This window comes from Nonomuraea cypriaca (genome assembly GCF_015645445.1).
Taxonomy (GTDB): Bacteria; Actinomycetota; Actinomycetes; order Streptosporangiales; family Streptosporangiaceae; genus Nonomuraea; species Nonomuraea cypriaca.
The window spans coordinates 1-13,001 of sequence record NZ_JADOGI010000273.1 but is presented as its reverse complement, the minus strand read 5'-3'; the positions used below and the strand labels follow the sequence as shown (position 1 = coordinate 13,001).

At 71.6% G+C, this 13,001-nt stretch carries 9 protein-coding genes; 4 read left to right on the top strand and 5 right to left on the bottom strand.

Annotated features, from left to right (window positions below):
• The 3 genes from ITP53_RS48195 to ITP53_RS48185 all read right to left on the bottom strand — a co-directional run.
• The coding region (locus ITP53_RS48195; RefSeq protein ID WP_195902197.1) for a type I polyketide synthase at positions 1–3,272 on the bottom strand (3,272 nt) is incomplete at its 3' end.
• Positions 3,269–5,332 carry a fatty acyl-AMP ligase gene (locus ITP53_RS48190; RefSeq protein ID WP_195902196.1) on the bottom strand — a complete coding sequence of 688 codons (2,064 nt, stop codon included), beginning with the start codon at positions 5,330–5,332 and terminating at the stop codon, positions 3,269–3,271. The genes ITP53_RS48190 and ITP53_RS48195, both read right to left, overlap by 4 nt.
• A complete protein-coding gene (locus tag ITP53_RS48185) occupies positions 5,322–6,605 on the bottom strand; it encodes a cytochrome P450 family protein (protein WP_207757481.1) in 1,284 nt (427 codons plus the stop codon). Before ITP53_RS48185 ends, ITP53_RS48190 begins: the two co-directional genes overlap by 11 nt.
• A 214-nt stretch (positions 6,606–6,819) precedes the next feature.
• Between ITP53_RS48185 and ITP53_RS48180 the strand changes: the two genes are divergently transcribed.
• Genes ITP53_RS48180 through ITP53_RS48170 form a run of 3 tightly spaced genes read left to right on the top strand, consistent with a single transcriptional unit; the run spans position 6,820 to position 10,499 of the window.
• Positions 6,820–8,190 carry a glycosyltransferase gene (locus tag ITP53_RS48180; protein WP_195902194.1) on the top strand — a complete coding sequence of 457 codons (1,371 nt, stop codon included), beginning with the start codon at positions 6,820–6,822 and terminating at the stop codon, positions 8,188–8,190.
• 32 nt (positions 8,191–8,222) lie between these two features.
• Positions 8,223–9,443, top strand: coding sequence for a cytochrome P450 (locus ITP53_RS48175; RefSeq protein ID WP_195902193.1), 1,221 nt, complete (start codon positions 8,223–8,225; stop codon positions 9,441–9,443).
• 36 nt (positions 9,444–9,479) lie between these two features.
• Positions 9,480–10,499: a 3-oxoacyl-ACP synthase III family protein gene (locus ITP53_RS48170; RefSeq protein WP_195902192.1), complete on the top strand. Its 1,020-nt coding sequence runs from the start codon at positions 9,480–9,482 to the stop codon at positions 10,497–10,499.
• 55 nt (positions 10,500–10,554) lie between these two features.
• On the opposite strand, the gene ITP53_RS48165 is transcribed toward ITP53_RS48170, so the two are convergent.
• Positions 10,555–10,707 carry a hypothetical protein gene (locus ITP53_RS48165; protein WP_195902191.1) on the bottom strand — a complete coding sequence of 51 codons (153 nt, stop codon included), beginning with the start codon at positions 10,705–10,707 and terminating at the stop codon, positions 10,555–10,557.
• Between the two features lie 205 nt (positions 10,708–10,912).
• Positions 10,913–11,734, bottom strand: a complete 822-nt coding sequence (locus tag ITP53_RS48160) for a transglutaminase-like domain-containing protein (RefSeq protein ID WP_195902190.1) — start codon at positions 11,732–11,734, stop codon at positions 10,913–10,915.
• A 219-nt stretch (positions 11,735–11,953) separates the two neighbouring features.
• Between ITP53_RS48160 and ITP53_RS48155 the strand changes: the two genes are divergently transcribed.
• Positions 11,954–13,001, top strand: a 1,048-nt coding sequence (locus ITP53_RS48155; protein WP_195902189.1) for a trypsin-like serine peptidase, incomplete at its 3' end; no start/stop codon positions are given.

Sequence of the window (13,001 nt, the reverse complement as noted above, 5' to 3'; positions counted from 1 at the left end):
GTGGGGGGAAGTGTGGGTGCGGTGGTGGGGTGGGGTTTTTGTGGGGTGAACCAATATGGGCGGTGCTGCCAGGGGTACGGCGGCAGTGGGACGATCTCGCCCTGGGGGTAGCGGGCCGACCAGTCCACCGGGATGCCACGGCAGTGCAGCTCGGTCAGGGTGGCGAACAGCGACTCCCACGGTGGGTCGTCGCGCCGGACGGAGGACAGGACGGCGGGACGCGCAACCCCGCCCGAGGGCAGCGTACGATCGATCGAGTACGTCAGCACCGGATGCGCGCTGATCTCCAGGAAGACGCCGAACCCGCGCTCGGCCAAGTCCTCGATCGCAGGCCGGAAGCGTACGGTCTGTCGCAGGTTGCGCACCCAGTAGGCCGCGTCGACGACCGGGTTCCACGCGCCGGCGTCCACGGTGGACACGAACGGGATGGTCGGCGTACGTGGTGCGATATCGGTCAGCTGCTCCCCCAGCTCGGCGAGGACGGGTTCGACGAACTCCGAGTGGCCTGGCACCCGAGTGGTGAGGCGGCGGCAGCGGATCCCCTCGGCCTCGTAACGTTCGGTCAGGGCGGTCAGCGCATCCGCCGTCCCGGAGACGACGACCTGACCGGGTGCCGCGTCGACGGCGACCGCGAGGCCCCAATCGGCCGACTCCCGTAGTGCGCGCTCGTACGGCAACTCCACCGACATCATGGCGCCGCTGCCGGTCAGGGTCTGCAACAGGCGGGCCCGCCGGCAGATCACTCGTACGGCGTCCGGCAGGTCCAGCGCACCCACGACGTACGCGGCCGCGACCTCACCCGCGCTGTGCCCCACGACGGCGTCGGGCGTGACACCACCGGCCCGCCACCAGGCAGCCAGCGCGATCTGCACGGCAAAGGCGGTCGGCAACAGCACGTCCGCCCGGTCCTCGGACGCGTCCAGACGTCCCCCCGGGACATCCGCCCCATCCTGGATCGCGGTCAGACGTCCCCCCGAGACGCCGGCCCCGTGTTGGGGCGCGTCCGGGCGGTCCCGCAGGATGGCGCGGATGTCGAAGCCGGCTTCGTCGGCGATCAGTGGCGCGACCTGTTCGATGGTGTCGCGGAACGGGCCGGGGACGGCGAACAGCGCTCGGCCGGCGGCTCCCGGGTCTCCGGCGTACCCGGCGAAGCACCAGGCCACCATCGGGGCGACGCCGCGGGCCAGCCCGGCCCGCACCCCGGACGGCCGGGCGCCGTCGGCGAAGGCGCGCAGGCCGGCAGCCAGTTCGTCCCGGTCGCGTCCGACCACCCCGACGCGGTGCTCCAGGTGGGTACGGCGGCGCGCCGCGGTGAAGCACAGGTCCCCGAGCGACGCCTCCCGCTCGACCGCCTCCGCGAGCCGCCGCGCGGACTCCGCGAGCGCCCCGGCGTTGCGGGACGACGCCACCAGGACGTGCGGCCTGCCATCGGCCACCGGCTCCGGGTCGGCGGGGTCGGGCGGCGGCTCGGCGTGCGCCACCACGACGTGCGCGTTCGTACCGCCGAAGCCGAAGCTGCTGACGCCGGCGACCCTGCGGGAACAGGCGGCGGGCCAGTCAGTCACGGCGGTGGGCACGAAGAACGGCGACCCGTCGAACGGGATCCGCGGGTTCGGCCGACGGAAGTGCAGGTTGGCGGGAATCCTGCCGCGTTGCACGCACAGGGCCGCCTTGACCAGGCCGACGAGTCCGGAGGCGGCTTCCAGGTGTCCCATGTTCGTCTTCACCGATCCAAGGGCGCAGCGGATGCCGTCGTCACCGAACACCTCGGCGAGCGCGGCGAACTCGATCGGATCGCCGAGCGGGGTGCCGGGGCCGTGGGTCTCGACCAGGGCGACGTCGGCGCCCGTGACGCCCGCCGCCCGCCAGGCACGGCGTACGACGTCCGCCTGCGCGGCGCCGCTGGGTGCGGTCAGGCCGTTCGTACGCCCGTCCTGGTTGATCGCGCTGCCGCGTATCACCGCGATGATCGGGTCGCCGTGCCGTACGGCGTCGGAGAGTCGTTCCAGCAGCACGACGGCCACGCCCTCGCCCCTGACGACGCCGTCGGCGTCGGCGTCGAAGGCCCGGCACCGGCCGCTCGGCGAGATCCCGCCCATGAGACCGTAGTTGAGCCCGACGACCGGGGACAGCGCGAGGCTCACCCCGCCGACGAGCGCGGCGTCGCTCTCTCCGGTACGCAGGCTCTGCGCGGCCAGGTGTACGGCCACCAGCGACGACGAGCAGGCGGTGTCCACCGACAGGCTGGGGCCGCGCAGGTCGAAGGCGTACGACAGCCGGTTCGCGGCGATGCTCAACGCGCTGCCGGAGTTGGCGTACACGCCGATCCCGGCGCCCTCGGCGTCCTGCATGCGGCCGTAGTCGTAGTTGGCGATCCCGACGAAGACCCCGGTCCGGCCGGTGCGCAACCGATCCAGCGGCACGGCCGCCCGGTCGATCGCCTCCCAGGCGACCTCCAGCAGCAGCCGCTGCTGCGGATCCATCGCGGCGGCCTCGCGGGGTGAGATGCCGAAGAACCCGGCGTCGAACTCCTCGACGCTTTCCAGCAGCGCTCCCCAGCGACATGAGGCCGGATCCGCACCCGCCCGCCGCACGGCCTCGGCATCCAGCCTCCAGCGCTCCTGCGGCACCTCGCGTACGGCGTCGACCTCGTCACACAACAACCGCCAGAACCGGTCCGGCGAGTCCACCCGGCCAGGCAACCGCAACCCGATACCGACAACGGCGATCGCCTCAGCGTCCGCCCCGGAGAACAGCCCGGAGTTCGACCCGGCGATCGGCCCGGTGTCCAGGCCGGAGGCCCGCCCGGCGTCCAGGCCGGAGAGCGGCCCGATGATCGGCCCGGCGTCCTGGTCGGCGATCGGGTCGAAGTCAAGGTCGGGGTCCGGGGCGGCGATCGGGGCGAGGGCCGGGTGGGGGCGAGGTGGTTGCGGGGCACTGTCGTGCCTGGTGGGGCGTTTGGTGTCCATGAAGCCGTTGAGGGTGGGGGCTGCGCAGAGGAAGCGCGCCAGGCGCGCCGGGCTGCCGTGCTCCCAGACGACGGCCAGCGGCACCGTACGGCCGAGCTTGTCCTCCAGGGCCCCGTGCAGCGAGACCAGCATCCGGGAGGAAAGCCCCTGATCCCGGAAGCTCGCCTCCGGGTCGACCTCGTCCGCCGCGATCCCGGCGGCGGCCGCGATCCGTTCGGTGAACCAGGCCTGCAACGCCACCGGGCTGAGCCGCCCCACGGCCGCACCCGGCTCAGGGCCGGCGATCGATTCCCCGTTCGTCATCGGTTTCCCACCCCCGACTCGACGGGTGCCGGATCGGCCGCCGCGAAGGCGCCGTCCAGGTAGAGCGCGCGGCACCGGCGCCGCTGGACCTTCCCGCTGGTCGTACGCGGCAGCGCACCGCGCCGTACGAGCACGACGTCGTACGGCGACGCGCCGTGACGATCGGCGACGGCCCTGCGCACCGCGGTGCGTACCGCCGCCGGCGCGAAGCCGGGGGCACGGCGGTCGACCTCGGCGACCAGCACGAGCGCCTCCCCCTCGGCGGTGTCCACGGACGTCGCCACGACCCCCGCCACGGCGATGGCCGGATGCGCCTGCTCGGCGGTCTGCTCGACATCCGCCGGATGGTGGTTACGTCCGTCGATGATGATCAGATCCTTCAGCCGGCCCACGACGAAGATCTCGCCCTGGTCGAGGAACCCCAGGTCTCCGGTACGCAGCCAGCGGCCGGACCGGCCGTCGAGATCGTGGACGAACGTGGCGGCGGTACGTTCCGGCTGCCTGAAGTAGCCTGCGGTGACGTTCGGCCCGGACACCCACAACTCACCGACCCGTCCAGGCGCGCACACCTTCCGGGTATCCGGATCGACCACCTGAACGTCCTGCTCGGCCGGCACCCCGCACCCCACGAGCACGGCGACGCCCCGCCCATCAGGCACGCCCGCCACCGGCCCGATTCCATTGCCGAGCAAGTCAGGCCCGCCCTCCACCGCCCCAGACGCGGCATCCCGCACGTCACGCCCGCCCTCCGCCGCCCCGGACGCGGTGCCCGGGATGACACGCCCCAACTCAGTGGTCCGTACGACAGGCCCGGACTCGGTGGTGCGGATGGCGGGCCCGGACTCGGTGGCGAGGACAACACGCCCGGACTCGGTGGCGGGGACGACGGGCCCGGGCTCAGTGGTCCGGACGACGGGCCCGGGTTCGAGGGATTGGATCTCGCCGCGACTGAGGGCCGTGCGGTCGACCGGCATGCGGCGGGGCGGTTCTGGTGCCCGGAAGCCGGACACCAGGACGGTCGCCTCGGCGAGGCCGTAGCTGGGCCGGAAGGCCGCCGGGTCGAATCCCTGGCCGGCGAACGCCTCGGCGAACAGGTCGAGGGTCTGCGGCCGGACGGGTTCGCTGCCGCTCCCGGCGATCCGCCATCCGCGCAGGTCCAGGCCCTCCCGCTGGGCTGGAGCGATCCGTTGCACACAGTGCCGGTAGCCGAAGTCGGGCGCCATGGCGTTGGCGTCCGGCTCCTGGGAGATCAGTTCGAGCCAGCGGCGTGGGTGACGGATGAACGTCGCGGGCGCCAGGTGGACCGAGCGGATCCCGAACAGCGCCGGCAGCACCACCATGGTCAGCAGGCCCATGTCGTGGAACAGCGGCAGCCAGTTGACCACGACGCTGCCGGAGGACAGCTCATAGGCGTGCTGGATCTGGCGGACGTTGGCCACCAGGTTGTCATGGGTGACGACGACTCCGGCGGGGTCGCCCGTGGAGCCGGAGGTGTACTGGAGCAGCGCCGGCTCGTCACCCCGTGCCGTGACGGGCTCCCCGTCAGCGGAGCGTGGCTCGTCGATGAGCGCCAGCCGGGGCGAGCGGACGACGCCGCCGTCCAGCCAGGCGCGCACCGAACGGCGGTGACGGGCAGCGGTCAGTACGAGGGCCGGGTCGGCGTCCCTGACCACCGCGTCCAGGCGGGTGGTCGCCCGCTGGGCGTCGGGCGGATAGAGGGGAACGGCGACGACACCGGCGTACAGACAGGCGAAGAACGCGACCGGAAACTCCAGCCCGGACTCCTGCAGGATCGCCACCCGGTCACCGACCACGGTGTGCCGCCTGATCTCAGCGGACAGCGCCATGGCACGCGCGTCGAGCTCGCCAAACGTGAGACGGTCGGCGAGCCCGCCGGCGGGCAGGCCGGTAAGACGGCCGGTGGAGGCGCCGGCGGGCAGGCCCGGGTGGTCGGCGCGGTCGGCGCGGTCGGTCGCGTACTCGAAGACGGTGGCGTCGGGCATCTGGCGGACGTGCTGTCGCAGCAGCGGAACCGGCCCGGCCGGCGTGTCAGCGCCCACGGGCACCTCCCACGACCGCCGGCCCCGCCGCGGCCCGTCCGAGCCCGTGCGGCGCCACCGGCAGGGTGTGCAGACCGCGCAGCGAGATGCTGGGATGCCAGGACAGCTCGTGCCGGGGCACGGCCAGCTCCATCCGGGGATAGCGGCGCAGCAGTTCGCCGATGGCGATCCGGCTCTGCAGCCGCGCCAGGGGCGCCCCGACGCAGTAGTGGACGCCCGCGCCGAACCCCAGATGAGGGTTGGACGGCCGGGTGACGTCGAGCCGCTGCGGGTCGGCGAAGCGGGCGGGGTCGCGATCCGCCGCGGCCACCACGGCCATGACGAGCTCCCCCTCCGGGATACGCACCCCGCCGAGCTCGACGGGCTCGCCGGTGACCCGCAGGCTGCAGATCATGACCGAGCCCTCGTAGCGGACCAGTTCCTCGATCGCGCCCGGGATCAGGTCCGGCCGCCCGCGCAGCAGCTCGGCCTGGTCCGGGTGGGTGAGCAGGGCCAGCATCGCGTTCCCGATGAGGTTGACGGTGGTCTCGTGCCCGGCGATCAGCAGCAGCAGCGCCATCGCGACGAGCTCCGTCTCGCTCAGCCGCCCGTCGCCGTCGCGGGCCTCGATCAGCGCGCTCAGCAGGTCAGGGGTGGGCCGGGCGCGTTTCTGCCGGATCAGCGCGCCGAGATAGTCGCTCAGCTGGGCGAGCGCGACCCGCCGACCGGCCGCGAGCTCCGCGCTTGACCGGGCGGACTCGTCGTCGGAGACCAGCGGGAGCGACCACCGCCTGAAGTCCTTGCGCTCGGCCGCGGGGATGCCCAGCATCTCGCAGATCACCGTGGTCCCGATGGGCACCGCGAACCACCCGACGAGGTCGATCTCGTCCCGTTCGTCGAACTGCTTGAGCAGCTCGTCCACCACGGTCCTGATCATCGGCTCGAACTCCGTCACCCTGCGCGGCGTGAACGCCTTCGACACCAGCCGGCGCAGCCGGGTGTGGTGCGGCGGGTCCGCGTACAGCAGGTGCTTTCCGACGAAGTGCCGCAGACCGCCCAGCCCGGGGTCGGCCTCCTCGATCGGCACGGGCCAGCGCGCGGGCTCCTTGACGAAGCGCTGGTCGGTGAGGACCAGGCGAACCTCGTCGTAGCTGGTGACGAGCCAGACGGGCACGCCGGCCCGGTGGATCCGCCGGACGGGCCCGGTCCGGCGCAGATAGTCGTACGCGGCGTACGGGTTACTGACGAATTCCCGGGAGTAAAAACCGGGAAGCGCCGAATCTGATTCCGACACTGGCACTTCCTCTGGAAGTCCGACCGCCCCCTTCGCGGTCCCGGCTGCCGAGTGTTCGCCGTCCGCGCTCAGCGCGTCAATCGCCCTCGATCCGCCCTCCATCAGGCGTCGAGCGGCGCTCGGCGAGCCTGTTTCCTCGAGGCGCGCGCGACCGGCCTTCGTCCACGTCAGGCGAGTCTTGCCCGGACTTCCGGCGGCCGACTCAGGAATGCGTATGACATCAGATCGACGAGCCATTCTTTTCGCCGCCGCAGCGCACTCCGGCCTGCTCAATCCGATTCTCTCCATCGCCGGGGAAATGTCCCGGCGAAATGTTCCCGACCTGCATTTCGCCTCCGAGGAGGACGCCCGGCCTCTGGTGGACGGAGCGGGCGTGGGCAGCCCGATCGCGTTCCATTCGTACGGCGCGAAAATGGTCACGGTCGGCGGCACGATGTACGGCGCCATGACCCGGGGCCCGCGGACCACCGCCGGCACGGTCGCGCTGGCGCGCGTGGTGCGGGATCGGGCGGTGTTGCGCACGTTCTTCCAGCGCACCCTGGAGCAGATCGACCGGCTCCGCCCGAGCCTGATGGTGATCGACAACCTGAACGTCGGCGCGATCGACGCGGCCTGCGTGCGCCGGGTGCCGTACGTCCTGAGCATCGCCTTCCCGGCGAGCGGGGTGTACCTCGGCCGGCTGCCGTGGAGCTACCCGACCCCGACGTCCGGCCTGCCGCGCCGGCTGAGCGGGGGCCGATGGCTCGCCAACGTCGCGTTCCGGCTCCGGTTCCAGGCGGCGATGCTGCGCTGCGCCGACCTCACGCTGGCCAGGGAGCGGCGGGCGTACGGCCTCGCCAACGTCTTCGCCGACCCGGAAGGGCACAGCCGCGACGCGGTGGCGGTGCTCAACTACTCGATCTTCGGGCTGGAGTACCCCTTCGCCGCTCCCGCGCACCTGCACATGGTGGGTGCCGTGATCCCCCCGCAGGAGGCGGCGGAGGCCGGCGAACTGAGTGACTGGCTGGACCGGCACGAGTCCGTCGTGTACGTCAACATGGGCACCTTGATCAAGCTGTCGGCCGCCCAGTTGCGGGAGCTCGCCGAGGCGCTGGGCCGGATCGGGCCGCGCAACCAGGTGCTGTGGAAGCTGCCCGCCGCGCAGCGGGCATTGCTGCCTGCCGAACTGCCGGCCAACGTCCGCACGATCGAGTGGGTGCCTGCGCACTTCGGGGTGCTGACCCACCCGCACGTGCGGGCCGTGGTCTGCCACGGCGGCAACAACATCTTCCACGAGAGCGTCTACTGCGGGCGGCCCATGCTGGTCATGCCGTTCTGGCTGGACTGCTACGACCTGGCCGCCCGCGCCGTGGACGCCGGTGTCGGGCTGTCCCTGGACCGGCCGCCCGGTTTCTGCGCGGCCGAGGTGGCCACCAAACTGCTCCGGCTGCTGTCCGACGACTCCTACCGGCGGCGCAGCCGGCACTGGGGCGATCGGCTCAGACAGGCCGGTGGCGTCGGACGGGCGGCGGACATCGTCCTGCGGGCCGCCGACCTCACCCCCGGCACCCGGCTGCCCGCGGTCCCCACGGGCTCGGAAACCTGAAGGCGCGAACGACGACAAGGAGGTGATCCTGGATGGACGTGGAGTCCGCCCTGGCCTGGATCATGGGCCCCAACGGGATCGAGGATCCCTATCCCGGGTACCAGGCGCTGCACGAGCACGGCCAGATCGTGCAGGTGACCGACAGCATGTTCCTCGTGGTCGGCTACGAGGCGGCCGACCAGATCCTGCGTGACGCGTCCACGTCCGTGGTGAACGAAGCGCGCCTCGACCGCAACTGGCGGGCCTGGCGGACGAACCGGGCGTCGACGCTGCTGACCAAGACGCTGCTGTTCACCGACCCGCCGGACCACACGCGGGTCCGGCCCCTGCTCGCGAGCTGGTTCAGTGCCCGCAGGGTAGCGGGCATGCGCGACCTCATCCAGGAGCGTTCCGAGCGGCTGACCGACGACCTGGTCGAAAGGTGCGCCGATGACGGGATCGTCAACCTGGTGAGGGAGTTCGCCCTGCCCCTGCCGGTACGGATCATGTGCGACATCCTCGGCGTGCCACCGGCGGACTACCGCTGGTTCGAGGACCGGGTCGGGGACATGCTGATCGTGCTGGAGGCGTTCCCGCCGCCGGAGGAGGCCGAGCTGGGGCAGCGGTCGACGCGGGAGATGGAGGCGTACATCCTCGACCTCATCGCCGACCGGCGCAGGGCGCCCGCGGACGACCTGACGAGCGCGCTCGTCGGCGCGCACGACCGCGACGAGGCCGCTCTCACCGCGGACGAGGTGCTGGTCAACCTGGTGGGGATGATGGCCGCCGCGCTGGACTCGACGACGTACCTGCTGGCCAACGGGTTGCTGCAGCTGCTCCGCCGGCCGGAGCACGCGACGCGGCTGCGCGCGGACGAAGAGTTCGCGCAGCCGTACGTGGAGGAGTTGCTGCGCTGGGACGCCCCCGCACAGTTCACCGTGCGCCGGACGACCACCACGATGCGGGTCGGAGACGTGACGCTGCCGCCGGAGGCCGAACTGCTGATCCTGCTGGGCGCGGCGAACCGCGACCCGCGGCGCTTCGACGCGCCCCACGACTTCAGGCCCGACCGGCCGGGCAACCAGCCGATCTCGTTCAGCGTGGGCCCGCACTTCTGCCTCGGCTCCCCGCTGGCCCGGCTGGAGGCGCAGATCGCCCTCCCGGCGGTCATGCGCGGGCTGCCTGACCTCACGCTCGCGGGCGAGCCCACGAGGCTGAACCGCTATGCCATCCGCTGGTACGACTACCTCCCGGCGACCGTGAAGGCCACGTGACCGGCGCGCGTCAGCGCCCAGAAAGGGGGGTCTCGAATGAGCGACGCGCCGTTCGGCGTGGGGATCCGGGCGATCGGCCGGTACGTCCCCGAACGCGTGGTGACGAACGACGAACTCGCCGCGCGGTTGCCCACCACGAGCGAATGGATCTCCGAGCGCATCGGCATCGAGACCCGCCGGGTGGCGGCCTCCGACGAGTGGTCATCGGACCTGGGGGCGTACGCGCTGACCGACGCCTGCGGCCAGACCGGCATCACCCCTGACCAGGTGGATCTGGTGATCTGCGGCACGTACACGCCGGACCTCATGCTGCCGAGCACCGCTGTGGCGATCATGCGGAAGGCGGGCGTGGACGGCGGCGCCGGCTTCGACGTCAACTCCGGCGGCTGCCCGGGGGCGGTGTTCGCGCTCGACGTCGGGCGCCGCTACGTGCAGTCCGGCGAGTACGCGCGCGTGGCGGTCGTGCTCACCGACGTCAGCTCGAAGCTGTTCGACCCGGAGGACCGGACGGTCGGGGTGATCTTCGGTGACGCCGCGGCGTGCTACCTGCTGGAGCGGACCCAGGCCGGCCGCGGCATCAGCCGGGTGACACTGCGCAGCGAGCCGGCCGGGTACTGGTCGGCCTACGTGGCGCGGGAGGCCCGCGCCGGCGCGGACGGCAGGCCCAAGACCTCCGCCTTCGGCCAGAACTTCACCACGATGGAAGGCGGCGAAATCCGCGACTTCGTGCTGGGCCCCCTGCCGAAGTTCATCGAGTCGTTCGTACGCGACCAGGGCCTGGAGATCGCGGACATCGACTTCTTCGCGTTGCACCAGGCGAACCTGCGGCTCGTGCACGGCGTGCTGGACACCCTGGGCGTGCCCCTGAGCAAAACCCTGACCAACATCGAGCGGATCGGCAACACCTCCGGCGCCTCGCTGCCGCTGGTGCTGCGCGAGGCGATGGACACCGGCCGGTTGCGGTCCGGGCAGCGCGCCGTGCTGGTCGCGTTCGGCTCGGGACTCAACTACGGTGCGGCGCTGGTCGACTGGAGCGGCCCGGCCGACTTCACCTGATCAAGCGTGGCTCAGCGCATCGACGTGGCGAACGTGCTGAGCCACGAGGGCCGGTCTACCCGGTTCCTACGCCGGACTGGATGTTCTCGGCGGCCTGCTGCGGGCTGATGTCCGCCGCCTGGGCGGCGTTCTGCATATCCTGCGCGGTGATGTTGGCCGAGTTACCGTGATCGTTGTTGGGCTCTCCGCAACCACAGCTCAGACACATGTCGGTCTCCCTCCTGCGTGCCGCCCCTACCCGACATACAGCAATAAAACGGACCCGATCAGCCCGCCGGGCGTACGCCGAGCCCCCGGTCCAGCCCATGTCCTCCATCGCCACCCGCAGGGCTCCGGAGACACCCGCCCGCACGGGGGAATCGTCGGCGAGGAAAGCTCCGGTCGTGGCTCAGGGGTCAACCAGCCTAGATCATTTACGGCACGAGCTCGTCGGGAACCCGCAGGTCGGCGCTGTGGTAGAGCCGGTCGACGGCGTCCGGGGCGGCCGCCGCGCAGGTCGCCGCGACCTCGTCGATCAGCAGGTCGTAGTCGGGGCCGGTGGTGCCCTCGTAGGAGGCGGCCATCCGGCCCCATTCGTCCCACGGCAGCGTCTCCATCTTCCGCAGCGCGGCCAGATCGCGGATGGCGTTGCCGCGGATCTCGGCCACTCCCCACGCGTCGGTCGTGCCGGAGACCCCGAACGTGTCCGGATCCACCGCGCCCTCCCGGTAGCGGGTCCAGGCCTCGCCGCCCGTCAGGAACTCTCCCTCCGCCAGGTCCTGGGGCCGCGCGACCTGGTCTCCGCCGAGGATCTGGCTGTCGACGCGGACCCACCGCCGCTCGTCGGCGCGCCGGTATTCGGTGATCCAGTGGTCCACGCTCCTGCCCGGGACGAAGTAGGTGGCGAACCCGCAGCGCGCCCTGGCCGGGATGCCGCGCAGACGGAGCAGCGCGCAGCTCAGCGTGGCGAAGTGACGGCAGGTGCCCACCACCCGCAGGTGCGCCGGGCGCGGGGTGTCCAGCGGCGCCGGGTCGAGCCGGGTGAGCGCCCGGACGATGGCACTCGCGGGACGCAGGTTCTGCTCCGCCGTGCGCTCCTCGGGCAGCGGCTGCGCGGCGGCCTCGTACGGATGGAGGACGAGCCCGCCCACGGCCCGACAGATCTCCACCGGGTCGGACGGCAGGCCGGCGGCCAGGAATAACTGGTCGGTGTCCAGCGTGGTGAAGGGCCCGGGGCGGGCGTAGTCGATCGCCATGCCAGGAACCCTACTCGGCGCCACCGACAAGGCGTCGTGGCCGACCCGGAATTGGAACGGTCAAGATATATCAGTTAATGTCGCAAGAAAGTTAGTAAGCGGTCAATTAACCCACCGACCCCTGGACGTCACCCCACCGCCACGTGCACATTTAGCGTGATATGCCTGTTTTAGTGGACGTTTTAGTGGAGTCGTTGGAACTCGGAACGGCGGACCGCTATGGATATATCGACAGAAGTCCGGGAAAATAGGGTCGAGCATCTGAATGCCGCCGCCGAGCGGTATCGCTGGAGCGGCACCGATCGTGACGAGGCAGGGCGGAGGCGCGAGCAGGGTGAGGCGTTCCCCGACTCGCCGGAGATGCTCGCCGCCCGCACCGCCCGCCTCATGCAGCGCAACGGGGTCCCGGTCGAGGCGGTGATGGAGGCCACCCGAGCCGACCGGCTGGACCGGCCAAGGATGTACGAGCGCATCCTCGGGGTGGCCAAGGACCTGCAGGCGTGGAGCTTCCTGCCGCGCGGCGTGCGGGCCGCCAGGACCGTCGCCCGGATCTCGGTCAGCGAGAACGGCCGCGAATTCCCGATCGGCACCGGCTTTCTGGTCTCACCGAGGCTGCTGCTGACCAATCACCACGTGCTGCCCGACGCCACGGCGGCATCCTCCGTCTTCGTGGAGTTCGACGCCCAGGTCACCATCGACAACGTCCCTGACCTCGCCAGGCGGTTCACCCTCGCCCCGGACACGTTCTTCGTCGCCGACCACGATCTCGACTTCGCCCTGGTCCTGGTGAGCCCCGGCCCCGACGGCCAGAGCCTGGGGGAGACGTTCGGCTGGAACAGGCTCAGCGCGCAGACGGGCAAGCTCGTCATCGGAGAGCCGGTCAACATCATCGGCCATCCCAGCGGCCGGCTGAAGGAGATCTCCATCCGCGAGAACCGGCTGGAGGCACGACTGGACGACTTCCTCCAGTACCAAACCGATACCGAACCCGGCAATTCCGGCTCCCCGGTGTTCAACGACCAGTGGGAGGTGACGGCGCTCCATCACAGTGGCGTGCCCAGGACCGACGACCAGGGCCGGGTCCTGCGGCGCGACGGGCAGATCTGGCAGGAGGGGGACGGCGACGACGCCATCGACTGGATCTCCAACGAGGGCGTGCGCGTCAGCGTCATACTCAAGCATCTGGCCGCGCTGCCGCTCGACGACGCCCACCGGGCATTGCTGGCCGAGATGGGACCGGAGTCCGGACTCCAGGACGGCGCCACCC